At 71.6% G+C, this 16,382-nt stretch carries 15 protein-coding genes; 12 read left to right on the top strand and 3 right to left on the bottom strand.

Annotated elements, in window-relative coordinates:
- Positions 1-32: 32 nt before the first annotated feature.
- Entirely contained in the window at positions 33-440 is a 408-nt protein-coding gene (locus OUY22_RS09205; protein ID WP_270154407.1) for a nuclear transport factor 2 family protein, read from the bottom strand.
- 49 nt (positions 441-489) lie between these two features.
- Here OUY22_RS09205 and OUY22_RS09210 point away from each other — a divergent pair, with 49 nt between their 5' ends.
- From OUY22_RS09210 to OUY22_RS09225, 4 genes are all read left to right on the top strand, one after another.
- Positions 490-1,206 (top strand): enoyl-CoA hydratase/isomerase family protein, encoded by a 717-nt coding sequence (locus OUY22_RS09210; protein ID WP_270154408.1) that lies wholly within the window; start codon positions 490-492, stop codon positions 1,204-1,206.
- Positions 1,207-1,351: 145 nt separating this feature from the next.
- Positions 1,352-2,131: an ABC transporter ATP-binding protein gene (locus OUY22_RS09215; RefSeq protein ID WP_270154409.1), complete on the top strand. Its 780-nt coding sequence runs from the start codon at positions 1,352-1,354 to the stop codon at positions 2,129-2,131.
- Positions 2,128-2,988, top strand: coding sequence for an ABC transporter permease (locus tag OUY22_RS09220; RefSeq protein ID WP_270154410.1), 861 nt, complete (start codon positions 2,128-2,130; stop codon positions 2,986-2,988). Before OUY22_RS09215 ends, OUY22_RS09220 begins: the two co-directional genes overlap by 4 nt.
- A 36-nt stretch (positions 2,989-3,024) precedes the next feature.
- The gene (locus OUY22_RS09225) at positions 3,025-4,068 is read left to right on the top strand and encodes an ABC transporter substrate-binding protein (protein ID WP_270154411.1); all 1,044 of its coding nucleotides are present in this window, start codon (positions 3,025-3,027) and stop codon (positions 4,066-4,068) included.
- A gap of 84 nt (positions 4,069-4,152) precedes the next feature.
- On the opposite strand, the gene OUY22_RS09230 is transcribed toward OUY22_RS09225, so the two are convergent.
- A complete protein-coding gene (locus tag OUY22_RS09230; RefSeq protein ID WP_270154412.1) occupies positions 4,153-4,941 on the bottom strand; it encodes a FadR/GntR family transcriptional regulator in 789 nt (262 codons plus the stop codon).
- Between the two features lie 102 nt (positions 4,942-5,043).
- Positions 5,044-6,606 carry a class I adenylate-forming enzyme family protein gene (locus OUY22_RS09235; RefSeq protein ID WP_270154413.1) on the bottom strand — a complete coding sequence of 521 codons (1,563 nt, stop codon included), beginning with the start codon at positions 6,604-6,606 and terminating at the stop codon, positions 5,044-5,046.
- Between the two features lie 94 nt (positions 6,607-6,700).
- On the opposite strand from OUY22_RS09235, the gene OUY22_RS09240 reads away from it, so the two are divergent.
- The 8 genes from OUY22_RS09240 (at position 6,701) to OUY22_RS09275 (ending at position 16,249) form a co-directional block, all read left to right on the top strand.
- Positions 6,701-7,513, top strand: a complete 813-nt coding sequence (locus OUY22_RS09240) for an enoyl-CoA hydratase-related protein (RefSeq protein ID WP_270154414.1) — start codon at positions 6,701-6,703, stop codon at positions 7,511-7,513.
- Between the two features lie 20 nt (positions 7,514-7,533).
- Positions 7,534-9,159 carry a FadD3 family acyl-CoA ligase gene (locus tag OUY22_RS09245; protein WP_270154415.1) on the top strand — a complete coding sequence of 542 codons (1,626 nt, stop codon included), beginning with the start codon at positions 7,534-7,536 and terminating at the stop codon, positions 9,157-9,159.
- A 227-nt stretch (positions 9,160-9,386) separates the two neighbouring features.
- Complete coding sequence (locus OUY22_RS09250; RefSeq protein ID WP_270154420.1) at positions 9,387-10,475, top strand: ABC transporter substrate-binding protein; 1,089 nt, start codon at positions 9,387-9,389, stop codon at positions 10,473-10,475.
- Positions 10,472-11,329 (top strand): branched-chain amino acid ABC transporter permease, encoded by an 858-nt coding sequence (locus tag OUY22_RS09255; RefSeq protein WP_270154416.1) that lies wholly within the window; start codon positions 10,472-10,474, stop codon positions 11,327-11,329. The genes OUY22_RS09250 and OUY22_RS09255 overlap by 4 nt, the downstream gene beginning before the upstream one ends.
- A 5-nt stretch (positions 11,330-11,334) precedes the next feature.
- Positions 11,335-13,149, top strand: coding sequence for a branched-chain amino acid ABC transporter ATP-binding protein/permease (locus tag OUY22_RS09260; protein WP_270154421.1), 1,815 nt, complete (start codon positions 11,335-11,337; stop codon positions 13,147-13,149).
- On the top strand, positions 13,146-13,865 hold the full coding sequence (locus tag OUY22_RS09265; RefSeq protein WP_270154417.1) for an ABC transporter ATP-binding protein: 720 nt from the start codon (positions 13,146-13,148) through the stop codon (positions 13,863-13,865). The genes OUY22_RS09260 and OUY22_RS09265 overlap by 4 nt, the downstream gene beginning before the upstream one ends.
- A 21-nt stretch (positions 13,866-13,886) precedes the next feature.
- Positions 13,887-15,032 (top strand): acyl-CoA dehydrogenase family protein, encoded by a 1,146-nt coding sequence (locus tag OUY22_RS09270; RefSeq protein ID WP_270154418.1) that lies wholly within the window; start codon positions 13,887-13,889, stop codon positions 15,030-15,032.
- Complete coding sequence (locus OUY22_RS09275; protein ID WP_270154419.1) at positions 15,029-16,249, top strand: acetyl-CoA C-acetyltransferase; 1,221 nt, start codon at positions 15,029-15,031, stop codon at positions 16,247-16,249. Before OUY22_RS09270 ends, OUY22_RS09275 begins: the two co-directional genes overlap by 4 nt.
- The last annotated feature ends 133 nt before the right edge of the window (positions 16,250-16,382 follow it).

Below are 16,382 nucleotides of genomic sequence, written 5' to 3' on the forward strand. Positions count from 1 at the left end.
AGAGGACATCATTGCTGAAACCCCCACAAAGGTCATCCCGCTCGGCTGGTCCGGCTGCGGATCCGCCAGCCCTCGGGGGTCCGCACGAACTCGTCCGTGTAGACGCCGAAGACCCGGACTACCGGAGTGCCGGTGGTGTCGCCGAAGAACAGGAAGTAGGAGACGGCGGTGGCCGTGTCGCCGGTGACGGTCACGTGCAGCGGGACCACCAGATGGCGGGTGGCCGTGCCCGGCCCGCTGACGCCTTCGGCGCGGCGCTGCCGGGTGGCGGCGACGATCTCGTCCGCGCCGTGCTGGGTGCTGCCGCCGAAGCTCCAGGTGGCGTCGGCCGTGTAGAGCACGCGGTAGTCGTCCGGCTCGCCCTCGTCGGCGAGGTGGGCGGCGAGCCCGATGAGGGAGCGGATGAGGACCTCGTCCTCAGCGTGGCTGGTGTCGACCATTGCCGCACCCTATCATTTCAATGATGTAAATCATAAGAGGAGAGTGTCCATGATCCAGGTCTCCGAGCCCCGGCCGCGCGTCCGCCTCGTCACGCTCGACCGCCCCGCCCGCCGCAACGCGCTGGACCTCGCGGGCTTCCGCGCTCTGGCCGCCGCGTGGCGGTCGGCGCCCGCCGGGACCGGGGCCGTCGTGGTGACCGGGGGGAGCGACTTCTCCTCGGGCGCCGACCTGGCGACGTTCTCCGGTGACGTGGCCGCCGCGATCCGCGGGGGCGAGCCCGCCGCGGACGTGTGGGCCGACGTGCACCACGCGCTGCTGCGGGACGTGGTGCTGGAGGTCCCGGTGCTGGCCGCGATCGAGGGCGTCTGCTTCGGCGCCGGGATGGAGCTGGCCGGCGCGGCGGACATCCGGATCGCCGGGCGGTCGGCGCTGTTCGCGCTGCCGGAGGTCCGGCACGGGTTCATCGCGAGCGGCGGGTCGGTGGCCAGGCTGCCCCGGCAGATCGGCTACCCGGCGGCGATGCAGGTGATGCTCACCGGCGAGCGGTTCGGCGCGGAGCGGATGCGGGAGTGGGGGTTCGTCGGGGAGGTGGTGCCCGAGGGCGCCGCGCTGGACCGGGCGCTCGACCTGGCCGAGCTCATCGCCGGCCACCCTGCGGTCGCGGTGTGCGGGATCAAACGCGCCGTGGGCGAGGGGGTGCGCGGCACGCTCGCGGACGCGTACGGGATCGAGTCGCGGGTGTCGGACGAGGTCCTGAACGGATGACGGCCCGGGTCACTTGCGAGCCCGGAAGATTACGGCTTGGCCTTAACTGGGGCAATGGCCTTGTCGCTGCCCGTCTCGTTACGTATCTTATTAATGATTGATCTTTAGATCGGCTATGACGCAGTGCTCGCGAAAGGCGTTCGCCATGCCGCCTCCACAGCCCGTGAAGATCGCCGTGCGGCAGCTCGGCAAGGTCTTCTCCGGTGGCTCCGGTTCCGTCCGCGCCCTCGACGAGATCGTGCTGGACGTGCACGACGGCGAGTTCCTGTGCCTGCTCGGTCCTTCGGGCTGCGGCAAGACCACCCTGCTGCGGGTGATGGCGGGGCTGGAGCGGCCGTCCAGCGGCACGATCAGGATCCGGCACGACGACCCGTCCCGGCCGCTGTCGGCGGTGGTCTTCCAGGACTACTCCGTCTTCCCGTGGAAGACGATCAGGGAGAACGTCATCTTCCCGCTGCTGCAGAAGGGGGTCCGGCGTACCCGGGCCAAGGAGGTCGCCGATCACTGGCTCGCCCAGCTCGACCTGTCCGGCTTCGAGAACGCCTACCCGGACACCGTCTCCGGCGGCATGAAGCAGCGCGTCGCCATCGCCAGGGCCCTCGCCGTGGAGCCCGAGACGCTGCTCATGGACGAGCCGCTGGCCGCGCTCGACGCGCAGCTCCGCCTGCTGCTGCAGGAGAAGCTGCTGGAGCTGTGGCAGGCGAACCAGAACACGGTCGTCTTCGTCACCCACTCGATCGACGAGGCGCTGCTGCTCGGCGACCGGATAGCGGTGATGAGCGCGCGGCCCGGCCGCATCGCCACGGTGATCGACGTGCCCTTCGCCCGGCCGCGCGACCCCGACGAGATCCGCGCCTCACCCGACTTCGCCCTTCTGCGCGACGAGATCTGGCACCGACTGCGAAGGGAACTCCAGCCCGCATGAGCCCCGTCACCCGCGAACAGGATTCCGCCGCCGCGCAGGACGCCGGCGACTGGCGGACGATCGCCCCCGGGCCGGCCGAGCTCGACCCCCGCGGGTACGCCCGGCGCCGCACCCTCCTGGAGCGCGGCCTGGCGGTCCTGGTGCCGGTCGCGCTCATCGGGCTGTGGCAGATCCTGGCCGGCGCCGGAGTGCTGGAGAGCAACTACTTCCCCCCGCCCACCGAGATCGCCGCCTCCTGGGCCGACCTCGTCGCCAACGGCGTCTACCAGGAGTCGGTGCTGGCCAGCCTGGGCCGCATCGTCTCGGGTTACCTTCTCGGCACGCTCAGCGCGGTCGCGCTCGGCCTGGTGATCGGCTCGATCCGGCTGGTCCGGGTGGCGCTCGAACCCACGATCTCCGCGCTCTACACGGTGCCGAAGCTGGCGATCCTGCCGCTGCTGCTGCTCATCTTCGGCCTCGGCGAGACCAGCAAGATCCTGCTGGTCGCGCTGACCTGCTTCTTCGTCGTACTGATCAACACCATCGACGCGGTGGGCGGGGTCTCCTCCCGCTACCACGACGTGGGCCGCTCGGCCGGCGCCTCGCGCTGGGCCACCCTCCGCCACATCACGCTGCCGGCCGCGCTGCCGCAGACCCTCACCGGGATGCGGATCGCCTCCGGCCTGGCCGTCATCGTCATCGTCGGCGCCGAGTTCGTCGCCGCCGACGCGGGCCTGGGTTTCCTCGTGTGGAACTCGTGGAACCTCGGCGTCCCCGAGCACATGTACGTGGGCATCGTGTCGATCTCGCTGATCGGCGTGGTCTTCGGCCTGGTGCTGCGGGGCGTCGAATGGCTGCTCACCCCCTGGAACCGGTGATCTCCCCCCGCACCGGCCGATCGAAAGGAACGACCCGTGACCGCACGGCTCTCGTTGAGCAGGCGCGTCATGGCCGCGCTCGCCGTCCCCGTCCTCGCCCTCGCGCTGACCGCCTGCGGCGCCGAGGAGGAGGAGAGCGGCACGTCCGCCACTGACACCACCCGCACGCTCAAAGTCGGCTACATCTCCGGCACCTCACTCGGCCCGGCGTTCGTCGCCGACGCCCTCGGGTGTTACCGCGACGCGGGCCTGACGATCGAGTTCGAGCCCATCAAGAACCCGGCCGACGCGATCGCCTTCCTGGCCACCGACAAGCTCGACGTCTACGTCGGCTCGCCGTCGGCCGGCATGTTCAATCAGGTGGCCAAGGGCGCCGAGCTCAAGATGGTCGCCTCGCTGGGCTCGGTGAACACGCCGGAGGGCGAGGCCGCGCCGAGCGGCCTGTTCGCCGCCAAGTCGATCAAGTCGGTGGAGGAGCTGAAGGGCAAGCGGGTGGCCCTGCTCGGCACCGTCGGCTCCGCGACGTCCTACCTGCTGGGCAAGTCGCTGGAGGCCGGCGGGCTGACCTTCTCCGACGTGGAGCTGGTCCCGCTCGGCGGCTCCGACATGGTGCCCGCGCTCAAGAACGGCGGCGTGGAGGCCGCGCTGCTGTTCGCGCCCGAGACGCAGAAGGCCATCGACCAGGACGTGGCCCACCCGCTGGTCGACTCGAAGAAGGCGTACGGGAGCAGCACCACGGCCGGCATCATGTACGGCCCGAAGCTGCTCAACGCCGAGCGGGCGGCGGGAGTGAGCTTCCTCAAGGCGAACGCCTGCGCGGTCAAGCGGTTCGAGGGTGACTGGCGTAAGGACGCCGAGATCGTCAAGATGCTGGCCGACTTCATGAAGGTGCCGGAGAACACGATCAGCGGCGGCGGCCTGTACGCCTTCGACAGCACCCTCGCCATCAACGAGCAGACGCTGACGGAGATGCAGAACATGTTCATGAAGGTGAAGGGGACGCTCACCTACACCGAGGTCATCCCACCGGCCGAGCTGGTGGACGACACGCTCCGGACGGAGGCGCTCGGCCAGGGCTGAGGCGCGAACGCGAGAACGGCCGCCGGGAGACCGGCGGCCGTTTCTCTTGTGAGGTCAGCTCTCTTTTCGAGGTCTCTTGTGAGGTCAGCGCGTGCCGTAGTCGATGTTGTCGAGCAGGTCGGTGTTGACCAGGTCGTTCTGCGCGGCGCCGAGGCTGGAGCTGCGGGTGGCGTCGAGGTGGGCGGTCGCCAGCTTGACGGCGCGCGCCCCGTCGCCCGCCTCGATGGCGTCGACGATCTTCTCGTGGTCGCGCAGGGCCGCCCGGAGCGACTTGCGCGCCATCGGGGAGTCGGTGTCGTCGCCCATCTGGACGTCGCCCCAGACCGTGGACTCGTGAGCGGTCCAGATCAGCTCCAGCGAGCCGATGATGACGATCATGGTCTCGTTGCCGCAGGTCTCGACGATCTTCTCGTGGAAGCGCCGGGCCAGCCGGGGGAACTGCTCGGGGTCGTCGAACGCCTCCTGCTGCTCCGCGACGACCTTCCGCAGCTCGGGGACGGTGGTCTCGGCCCGGTCGGGGCGCGCGGCGCAGAGCGCGACGCAGGTCGGCTCCAGGCTGAGCAGCGCGCCGCTCACGTCGGACATCGTGGTGCGGCGGGTCTGCAGCACCATGCTGATCGTGCGGGCGATGCGCTGCGGCGTCGGCAGGTGGACGACCGCGCCGCCGACGTTGCCGCGGCGCACGGACACCAGGCCCTCGGTCTCCAGGATGCGCATCGCCTCGCGCACGGCCGGCAGGCTCACGCGGAACTCCGTGAAGAGGTGCTCCTGTCTCGGCAGGCTGTCCCCTTCGGTGAGCCGGCCCGAGAGGATGTCGTCACGCAGCTTCGCGGCGACGATCTCGGCGAGACGCGGCTGTCGTAGCTGTCGCACGCGTGCCTCTTCTCTCCTATGGTTACAGGGAACGGACGGAGCGCCGGACCGGCGCTCGCAACGCCGCGTGACACGCCGTTGTCAATCATACAATCATTGGGATCACAGCATAACTTCCCGCGAGGGCATCCCGACCTGCAGTTGGCGGCGCAGCACCTTGCCCACGTCGTTGCGGGGCATGGCCTCGATGGCGAAGAACGACACCGGCACCTTGTACGGGGCCAGATGCTCGCGGCACCAGGCGGCCAGCGCCTCGGCGTCCATCGCGCCGCCGGCGGGGACGATCCACGCGCAGGGCACCTCGCCGAGCCGCCGGTCGGGCACCCCCGCGACGGCCGCGTCGCGCACCCCCGGGTGGCGCCGCAGCACCTCCTCCACCTCGTCGGGGAAGATCTTGAGGCCACCTCGGTTGATCATGTCGCTGACCCGGCCCTCGATCCACAGGAACCCGTCGGCGTCGAGCCGGCCCACGTCGCCGGTGCGCAGGAAGCCGTCGAGCAGCCGGTCGGCGTCCTCGTCGCCCGCCACCGCGTACCCGCGCATGCGGTACGGCGAGCGGATGTGGATGTGGCCAGGCTCGCCGGGGGGCAGGTCGCGGTCGTGCTCGTCGAGGATGCGCACGTCCACGTCGTCGTAGGGACGGCCGGCCGCGCCGAGCTTCTCGGTGCCGTAGTTCCGGATGTCCTCGATCGTCCAGCCGACGACCTCGCCGCCCAGCTCGGTCTGTCCGTACGAGTTCAGCACGAGCACGCCGTAGCGGTCGTGGAAGCGCTGGGCGACGGCCGGGGAGAGCGGCGCGGTGATGGAGCGCACGATCCGCAGCGGCTCCAGGCTGTCGAGCCCGTCGTCGTCGGTCAGCATCGTGATCATGGCGGGGGCGAGCACCGTGGACGTCAGCCCGTGCTCGCGCACCGCGCGGGCGAACTCCTCCGGCGTGAACCGGTCGAGCAGCACCACGCCGAACCCGGCGCGGAACGAGAAGAGCGTGTTGAAGATCCCGGCCCACAGCGCCAGGGAGAGCGGGATCAGGTTGACCCGGAGCCTCGCCCGCGGCTCGCGCGGCCCGCTGTCGCGCCGGCGCAGCTTGCGCAGGCTCGCGTCGAGGGCGTCCAGCGTGCCGTCGTGGCGCAGCAGGACCGCCTTGGGCTTGCCCGTCGTGCCTGACGTGCGCAGCACCAGGGCGATGTCGCCGTCGTAGGTGGTCGCGTCGGCCGCCACGGGCCTGCGGGTGCGGGCGTTCCAGGTGGTCTCGTCGAACTCCACGACGCCGATGCCGCCGTCGCGCCCGTCGAGGTCGGCGGCTGTGCCCAGGATCAGGCAGACGGGGGTGTCGTCGATGAGGGCCGTCACCTCGTGGCCCGTCATGCGGTGGTTGACCGGCATGTAGACGGCGCCGGCCCGCCAGGCCGCGAACATCGCGACCACGCCCGAGGCGCCCGATCCGACGAGCGCCCCGACCGGATGGCCGGGCCGCACGCCGGCGCGTACCAGCTCGTCGGCGACCCGGGACACGGCGGCGCGCAGCTCGGCCAGGGTCAGGGTGCTGCTGGTCGAATGCACGACGGTGGCCTCGTCGAGCGCAGGCAGCTCATCGAGGAGCTCCGTCAGCGATCGCCCGGCCGGCCCTGCGGCCGGCCCGTCCCCCCGTGGAACGCTCGTGCTCATCTGCGTCCTCTCCATGAAACGCAATCATTACAAAGATAGTAACATCTACACGTAGGGCTGACGGGGCCGAAGAGTCCATCTTTATAATGCTTGTATGTATAGCGAGTATCCGGCCGTCGACGGCCTGGTCACGGGGCTGTCGGAGGGTGTGCTCTCCCTGCGCCTCGACGATCCGCGCCGGCGCAACGCGCTCAACGACCGCTCCATGCGCGGCGTCATCGACGCCCTGGAGCTGGCCCAGAACGACGAGCGGGTACGCGCCGTCCTCCTGTCGGGCGAGGGCCGCGACTTCTGCAGCGGCTTCGACATCGTGTCGCGCAACGCGGGCTCCGGCGGCAGGCCGCGCCCCGGCGCGATCCAGCGGCGGCTGCCGTCCCAGGCGCACCGGCTGATCCCGCAGCTGTGCGAGCTGCAGGTGCCGGTGGTGTGCGCGGTCACCGGGTACGCGGTCGGGATCGGGTTCCAGCTCGCGCTGGCCGCAGACTTCGTGGTCGCCGACACCACGGCCACCTTCTGGCAGCCGTTCATCACCCGGGGGATGACGCCCGACAGCGGCGCCACCTGGCTGACCGCCCGCGCGGTCGGCCCGCTGCGCGCCCGCCGCCTGCTCATGCTCGGCGAGCGGCTCGACGCCGCGACGGCGAGCGCGTGGGGGATCGTGCACGAGGTCGTCGAGCCGGGCCGGGCGGGCGAGGTGGCGGGCGAGCTCGCCGCCCGGCTGGCGGCGGGGCCGACGGTGGCGCTGGGCCTCACCAAGGCTCTGATCAACCAGGCCGCCGACGCCGCGCTGGCCGAGCAGCTGCCCGCCGAGGCGTTCGCGCTGGAGATCTCCTCCCGCAGCCAGGACTTCCGCGAGGGCCTGGGCGCCTTCGTGGACAAACGCGAGCCGAAGTTCACCGGGAGGTGACCGCCGTGGAGGAGGGGTCGATGCAGACCAAACAGTCGACGCGGGCCGAGGGTCCGGCGCAGGTCGGGGGGTCGATGGAGCGGGCGGCGGAGCGGACCGTGCCGCGCATGCTGATGGCCGGGGCCGAGAGGTTCGCCGACCGGCCGGCGGTGATCGACGGCGGGACCGAGCTGACGTACCGGGAGCTGCTGGCCAGAGCGCTGGAGGTGGCGCGCGGCGCCATCGCGCTGGGCGTCAGGCCCGGCGACCGGGTGGGCATCTGGGCGCCCAACACCCACCGCTGGGTGGTCGCCTCGCTGGGCCTGCACTGCGCCGGTGCGACCGTGGTCCCGCTCAACACCCGCTACCGCGGCCGCGAGGCCCGCGAGATCCTGGGCAGGGTCAGGGCCACGGCCGTCTTCCTGGACAACGGCTTCCTCGGCTACGACTACGCGGCCGCGCTGCGCGAGCGCGACGAGGACGAGCCCGCGCTCGACGGCCTCGCGGTCGTCGACATGCTGGACGGCGGCGACGGGCTGGGCTGGGCGGACTTCCTGGCCGGCGGCGCGGCGGTGAGCGAAGAAACCGCCCGCCGGACCGCGCTGGCGGTGGACCCGGACGACCTGAGCGAGATCATCTTCACCTCCGGCACCACCGGGCGGGCCAAGGGCGTGACCATCCCGCACGGCGCCTGCCTGGACCTGTACGCCTCGTACGGCCGGATCTGGGGGCTGCGGCCCGGCGACCGTTACCTGGTGTCGCTGCCGTTCTTCCACACCGGCGGCAACAAGGCCGGCATGATCACGAGCCTGATGAATGGGCTGACGATCGTGCCGCTGCCCGTGTTCGACCCGGCGGAGGTGCTGCGGATCGTCGAGTCCGTCCGCGTCTCGGTCATGAACGGGCCGCCCACCGTCTACTACGCGCTGCTGGAGAGCCCGGAGCGGGCCTCGCGCGATCTCGGGTCGCTGCGCGTGGCCGCCACCGGGGCGGCGGTGGTGCCGGTGGCGCTGGTCGAGCGGGCCCGTTCCGAGCTGCCGTTCGAGCACTTCATCACCGCCTACGGGATGACCGAGTGCTTCGGCACCGCGACCATGTGCCGCCAGGGCGACTCCGCCGACGTGATCGCCCGTACCAACGGGCGCGCGCTGCCCGGCATCGAGTTGCGGGTCGTGGACGCCGAGGGGCGTGACCTGCCGCCGGGCGAGCCGGGCGAGGTGCTGATCCGCGGCGCCAACGTGACGCCGGGCTACTGGGAGGACCCGGACGCCACGGCGCAGGCGATCGACCCCGGCGGCTGGCTGCACTCGGGCGACGTCGGCACGCTGGACGCCGACGGCAACCTCAAGATCACCGATCGGATCAAGGACCTCTTCTTCGTCGGCGGGTTCAACGTCTCGCCCGCCGAGGTCGAGCAGGCGCTGGCCCGCCATCCGGCCGTCTCGGAGGTGGCCGTGATCGGCGTGCCGGACGCCCGGCTCGGCGAGGTGGCCAGGGCGTACGTGGTGCGCCGCCGCGGCGCCGAGGCCACCGGCGAGGAGATCATCGCGTGGGTGCGGGAGCGGCTGGCCAACTTCAAGGTCCCCCGTACGGTCGAGTTCGTCGACGAGCTGCCCCGCAACGCCAGCGGCAAGGTGCTCAGGCGCGACCTGCGCGCCGCGCTCTGACCTTGGCCGACGCGACCTTCACAATTTCCCGTTGCCCATTGCCAAGGAGAGACCCTTGTGCCAGCCTTCTCTTACTAGGATTCAATCATAGATAAGATTGGATTGATGCAATGATAGGCCGACGGGCGAGGTGGGCGGCGCTGGCAGCCGCCCTGCTCGCGCTCCCGGCGTGTGGCGCCGCCGAGGAAGCCGGGACAGCAGGGGCGGCTGAGGCCCCGTACGTGATCATGGTGAGTGCCGGCAGCGACGCGGGCCCGGTCACCGACCAGCTCATCACCGGCGTGAACTCGGTCAAGGCCGGGGTCGAGACGGTCAACGAGGCCGGCGGGATCAACGGGCGGCAGATCAAGCTGATCGAGTCGCCGGACAACGCCAACCCGACCAAGGCGGTGTCCGGCCTGCGGGCGCAGCTCGCCAAGGAGAAGCCGGACGCCTACATCGTCACGGCGGGCACCCAGGTCAGCTCGGCGGTCGCGCCGATCCTGAACCAGAACAAGATCCTGTTCATGAACTCCGCCAACCTCGACGAGACGGCCGACCCGAAGCAGCACCCGCTGGCCTTCAACCTGGCCGCCTCCCCCCGCGTGGTCGTCGAGGACTACCTGCCCGTGTTCGAGGCCGAGGGCTACAAGAAGATCGGCATCCTGCACGGCAACTCCCCGTACGCCAAGACGTTCGGTGAGCTGGCCGAGACCGTGTTCAAGGAGAACGGCTACGAGGTCGTGGGCAACGTCGAGTACGACTCCGCCGCGCTCGACATGACCGCCCAGATCTCCGCGCTCCGCGACGCCGCCCCCGACGTGGTCGTCTTCAACGCCTACGGCGCCCCCACCGGCTACGTGCTCAAGGGCATGACCAAGCTGGGCTGGGACGTCCCGATGCTGGGCGAGACGTCGGTCGCCTCCACCCCGCTGGTCACCCAGGAGCCGCCGGACGGCCTGCTCGGCCTGCCCGAGGTCAAGAACCTCAAGATCGAGGTGAACGCGGCCACGGTCTACGACCCGGCGGCGGAGGCCACGAACAAGGCGGTCGAGAAGATGAAGGCGCTCGGCGGCATCAAGGGCGCGATGGTCAACGTCCTGGGCTACGACGGAGTCCTGCTCATCGCCGCCGGAGCCAAGAGCGCCGGCAGCACCGACGCCGCGGCCATCGCCAAGGCGCTGGAGGACCCGAAGGTCAACGGCAACGCGGGCACCGCCGTCTACGGCAGCTACCCGTACTCGGCGGACTCGCACGAGCCCAAGCTGCCGCGCGGCACCCACACGTTCGTGCCGCCCGCCCCGATCGTCAACGGCCAGATGGGCGCGTCCAAGTGACGCTGATCTACGCGGGGCTGTCGCTGGGAGCCGTGTACGCGCTCGTGGCCATCGGTTACAACATCGTCTTCGTGGCCTCGCGGTCGTTCAACTTCGCGCAGGCCCAGCTGATGATGATCGGCGCTTTCGTCGCCTACGCCGGCCACGTCACGTTCGGGCTCCCAGCGGTCGCCGTCATCGTCCTGGCGATGGTCGTGGTCATGGTCATCGCCGCGATCGAGGAGCGCATCGCGGTCAGGCCCGTCGCGGACCACCAGACCCAGCTGATCACCACGCTCGGGTTCGGCACGGTCCTGACGGGCCTGGCCCAGCTCATCTGGGGCACGCAGCCGCTGGAGGTGCCGTTCATCGGCTCCAAGGAGGCGATCACCCTCGCCGGCGGCCGGGTCTACACCTTCGAGATCGGCCTGATCGTCATGGCCGTGGTGCTCGTGGTCGGCATCCACCTCTACACCCGCAGGCGGCTCAACGGCCTGGCCGTCGTGGCCATGTCGCAGGACGCCGAGGCGGCGGTGCTGCGCGGGGTCAACGTGCGCATGCTCGCCTTCTCCGCGTTCGCGGTCACCGGGCTGCTCGCCGGGCTGATGGGCTTCTTCATCGGCCCCAAGACGTTCGCGGTCGCGACGCTCGGCTCCGCGCTGGCGCTGAAGGGCTTCGTGGCGCTGGCCATCGGCGGCTTCGGCAGCTTCTACGGCGGCCTGGCCGGCGGCTTCACCGTCGGACTGGTGGAGGAGCACGCGGCCCGCTACCTCGGCTCGGAGTTCAGCAACCTGAGCGTCTTCGCGATCCTCCTGCTGGTGCTGATGATCCGGCCCACCGGGCTGTTCGGCAAGGTCCAAGAACGGATGGTGTGACGACGATGAAGGCGTGGACCGCCCTCCGGGCGGTGCCGTCGTGGGCGTACCCGGCGCTGCTGGGAGTCCTGCTGCTGGCGCTGCCCTTCCTGGGCGCGGGCTACGGGCTGACCCGGCAGGTGGAGCTGACGCTCATCATGGCGCTCATCGTCAGCGGCCTGAACCTCTCGCTCGGGTACGCGGGCCAGCTCGCCATCGGGCAGGTGGCCATGTACGCCGCGGGCGCCTACACGGCGGCCATCCTGTCCAAGGCCGGAACCACCGACCTGCTGGTCCACCTGGTCGCGGCCGGGCTGGCGGCGCTGGTCGTGGGCATCCTCACCGGCATCCCCGGGCTGCGGCTGGGCTCCTGGTCGCTGGCCATGACGTCGTTCTTCCTGGTGCTGCTCGTCCCCGACGTGGTGACGATCCTGGAGGAGCACACCGGTGGCGCGCACGGCCTGTCCGGCATCCCCGCCGCGACGCTGTTCGGCTACCAGCTCGCGCCGGAGGACTTCTACTTCTGCGTGGTCGCGGTCGCCATCCTGTGGTTCGCCGCCTTCCGCAACATCGTGGCGTCCCGGCACGGCATCGCCTTCCAGGTGCTCAAGCAGAGCCCGGTGCTGGCGTCCTCGGTCGGCATGTCCATCTTCCGCACCAAGCTCGCCGGGTACGCGATCGGCGCCATCCCGGCCGGCCTCGCGGGAGCGCTCTTCGCCAACCTGGACCTGTTCGTGTCGCTGGACGCCTTCACCTTCCACGTCGCGACCGGCGCCCTGGCCGCCTCCATCCTGGGCGGCTCGGTCAGCGTGTACGGGGCGCTGATCGGCGCGGGCGTCGTCGAGTACGGCACCTCGCAGTCGACCAGCTTCCAGGAGTACTCGCTGGTCTTCTTCGGCCTGTTCCTGCTGATCGGCGGCGTGCTGATGAGCGGCGGCCTGGCGGGCGCGGCCCGCAAGCTGGTCGCCAGGCTCGACCGGGCGGCCGGCGTGACCCGGGGGGACGCCGCCGAGGCGCCGACGCGGCTCGGCCGCATCGCCGGCGGCACGCTGGAGGTCACCGGCGTGACCAAGGCCTTCGGCGGCAACCAGGCGCTCGCCGGCGCGGCGCTGCGCGCCGAGCCCGGCCGCGTCACCGCGCTGATCGGCCCCAACGGCTCCGGCAAGACCACGCTGCTCAACCTCGTCTGCGGCTACTACCGCAGGGACGCCGGCACCATCACGCTGGACGGCAAGGAGATCGGCACGGCCGCGACGCACCGCATCGCCCGGCTGGGCGTGGCGCGGACGTTCCAGACGCCGCTGATCCCGCCCGGCATCACCGTCAGGGACGTGGTGGCCTCGGGCCGCTACGCCGCCGACCCCGCCTCCTTCGGCGGGGCGATCCTGCGCAGCCGGCGCTTCCGGCGCGTGCAGCGGCGCGACCGCGACCGGGCCGCCGAGGCGCTCGCGCTCGTCGGGCTGACCCACCTGGCCGACACCGAGGCGGTCACGCTGCCGCTCGGCATGCGCCGGCTGCTGGAGGTCGCCCGGGCGCTGGTCGCCGAGCCCAAGGTGCTGCTGCTCGACGAGGTGGCCTCCGGACTGGACGAGGCCGAGGTCGAGACGCTCGCCGCGCTCATCCGCCGGATCCGCGACGCCGGCTGCACGGTCATCCTGGTCGAGCACAACTTCGGCCTGGTGCTGTCGCTGGCCGACGAGATCGTGGTGCTGGCCCGCGGCTCCGTGCTCGCCTCCGGCACCCCCGCCGAGATCGAGGCCGACCCTCGGGTCCGCGACGAATACCTCGGCGTGAACGACGAGGACGACGCGGTGCCCGCGGGGAAGGAGGAAGGCGTATGAGCGACGCCCTGCTGTCCGTGGCGAACCTCGCCACCGGCTACGGCGACCTGCGCGCGGTCTGGGACGTCTCGTTCGAGGCCAGGCCGGGACAGGTCACCGCGCTGCTCGGCCGCAACGGCTCCGGCAAGACCACCACGCTGCGCGCCGTGGCCGGGCTCAACCCGCTGCACGGGGGCGAACTGGTCTACGACGGCCGCCCGCTGGCCCAGATCTCCGCCCACGCCCGGGTCAAGCTCGGGATCAGTTACGTCCAGGAGGGCAAGCGGGTCTTCCGGGAGCAGACCGTACAGGAGAACCTGCTCCTCGGCGGCTACAGCCTGGGGCTGCGGCGCCGGGCGCTGGAGGGCGAGCTGGCCCGCATCCACGAGCTCTTCCCGATCCTGCGCGACAAACGCGACTCCCCGGCGGGCTCGCTGTCCGGCGGGCAGCAGCAGATGGTGGCCATCGGGCAGGCGTTGATGGCCAGGCCGCGCCTGCTCATGCTCGACGAGCCGTCGGGCGGGCTGGCGCCGTCGGTGGTGGCCGAGGTGATGGCCAGGGTGGCCGAGCTGAAGGCGTCGGGCCTGGCGATCGTGCTGGTCGAGCAGGCGGTCGAGGCGGCCGTCGAGATCGCCGACCACGTGACGGTGATCGACGTCGGCAAGGTCGTGGTGAGCTCGCCGGTGGCCGAGATCGACGACCTGGAACGGATCAAGGACGCCTGCATGGGCAGGTGACGTGAGAGAGGAAGTCGACACATGGACAGCGGGGACTTCGCCGCCGTTCTGAGCACCGTACGGAGTTTCGTACGCGACGTCGTGGTGCCCGCGGAGGAGGTCGTCGAGGAGACCGACGAGATCCCCGAGCGGATCCGCGCGGCCGCCGCGGAGATGGGCCTGTTCGGCTACACCATCCCGGAGGAGTACGGCGGCCTGGGCTGCGACGCCGAGCAGGACGCCCGCCTGGCCATGGAGCTGGGCTACACGACCCCGTCGTTCCGCTCGATGTTCGGCACCAACAACGGCATCGCCGGCCAGGTTCTGGTCAACTTCGGCACCGAGCGGCAGAAGGCCGCGTTCCTGCCCCGGATGGCGGCGGGGGAGTGCGTGGCGTCGTTCGCGCTGACCGAGCCGGAGGCCGGGTCCGACCCGAGCGGCCTGCGCACCCGCGCCGTGCGCGATGGCGACGACTACGTCATCGACGGTCACAAGCGCTTCATCACCAACGCGGACCGGTCGGACCTGCTCATCGTGTTCGCCCGTACCGGGGAGGCCGGGCCGAAGGGCATCTCGGTCTTCGCCGTGGACACCGCCACGCCGGGCGTCACCGTGGGCCCGAGGGACAAGAAGATGGGGCAGCGCGGCTCCCACACGAGCGAGATCCACTTCGACGGCGTCCGGGTGCCGGCCTCCCGGCTGATCGGCGAGGTGGAGAACGAGGGGTTCGCCGCCGCCATGCGCTCGCTGGCCAAGGGCCGGCTGCACATCGCCGCCTGCTGCGTCGGCCTGGCGCAGCGGCTGGTCGACGAGAGCGTCCGGTACGCCGCTTCCGCCAAGCAGGGCGGCACCGTCATCGGCGCCTTCCAGCAGGTCCAGGCGATGATCGCGGATTCGCAGACCGAGCTGATGGCGGGCCGCGCGCTCGTGCTCTCGGCCGCCCGCGCCTACGACGACGGCACCGACCGGCGGATCGGGCCGTCCAGTGCGAAGCTGTTCTGCAGCGAGATGGCCGGCCGGGTCGCCGACCGCGCCGTCCAGATCCACGGCGGCAGCGGTTACATGCACGGCGTGCCGGTCGAGCGCTTCTACCGCGACGCCCGGCTCTACCGCATCTACGAGGGGACCAGCGAGGTGCAGAAACTGATCATTGCCAGGAACCTGATCCGCGAGGGAGCAGCCCGGTGACCTCCTCCCGTGACGCCGTGATCTGCGAGCCGGTGCGCACGCCGATCGGCCGCTACGGCGGCTCGCTCAAGGCGCTCACCGCCCCCGAACTGGGCGCCCAGGCGCTGCGCGGGCTGCTCGCCCGCACCGGCGTCCAGCCTGAGGCGATCGACGACGTGGTGCTCGGCCACTGCTACCCGACCAGCGAGGCCCCGGCCATCGGCCGCGTGGTCGCGCTGGACGCCGGGCTGCCCGTCACCGTGCCCGGCCTCACCGTCGACCGGCGGTGCGGCTCGGGCCTGCAGGCGATCCTGTACGCGGCCAGGGAGGTCGCCACGGGCAACGCCGACGTGATCGTGGCGGGCGGCGTCGAGAGCATGAGCAACGCCGCCCACTTCTCCTTCGACCTGCGGTGGGGCGCCCGGCAGGGCGGGGCCGTGCTGCACGACAGCCTGGAACGCGGCCGGGTCACCGCGGGCGGCCGCCACCACCCGGTCCCCGGCGGGATGCTGGAGACGGCGGAGAACCTGCGCCGCGAGTACGCGATCACGCGCGAGGAGCAGGACGCGCTCGCCCTGCTGTCGCACCAGCGGGCCGTCGAGGCGCAGCGCGACGGCCGCAGCGCCGAGGAGATCATCCCGGTGACGGTGCCGGTCAAGGGCGGCGAGGCCACCGTGGACCGCGACGAGCACCCGCGCGCCGACACCACGCTGGAGTCGCTGGCCCGGCTGCGCCCCATCCGCGCCGCCGCGGACCCGGAGGCGACGGTCACCGCCGGCAACGCCAGCGGCCAGAACGACGCCGCCGCGCTCTGCGTCGTCACCACCGCGGACCGGGCCGAGGCGCTCGGCCTGCGGCCGCTGGTGCGGCTGGTGTCGTCGGGGGTCGGCGCGGTCGAGCCGCACCGGATGGGCATCGGACCGGTCCCGGCCACCAGGATCGCGCTCGACCGGGCCGGGCTGCGGCTGTCCGACCTGGACGTCATCGAGCTCAACGAGGCGTTCGCCGCCCAGGCGATCGCGGTCATGCGCGAGTGGCGGTTCGGCGAGAAGGACCTGGAGCGCACGAACCCGCGCGGCTCGGGCATCTCACTCGGCCACCCGGTGGGCGCCACCGGCACCCGCATGGTCGGCGCCCTCGCCCGCGAGCTGCACCGCCGCGAACAGCGCTACGGCCTGGCCACCCTGTGCGTCGGCGGCGGCCAGGGCATCGCCGCCGTCTTCGAGCGGATCACCTGACCCTGGGCGGGGGGGGGGGGGGGGGGGGGGGGCGGCGCCCCCCCCCCCGGGGGGGGGCGGGGGGGGGGGGCCGGGCCCCTTTCAGTCCTGCGGGTAGTAGAGCGTGATCGTCTCGGCCACCACGGCCGGCTTC

The organism is Nonomuraea corallina, from assembly GCF_027620315.1.
Classification (GTDB): Bacteria; Actinomycetota; Actinomycetes; order Streptosporangiales; family Streptosporangiaceae; genus Nonomuraea; species Nonomuraea corallina.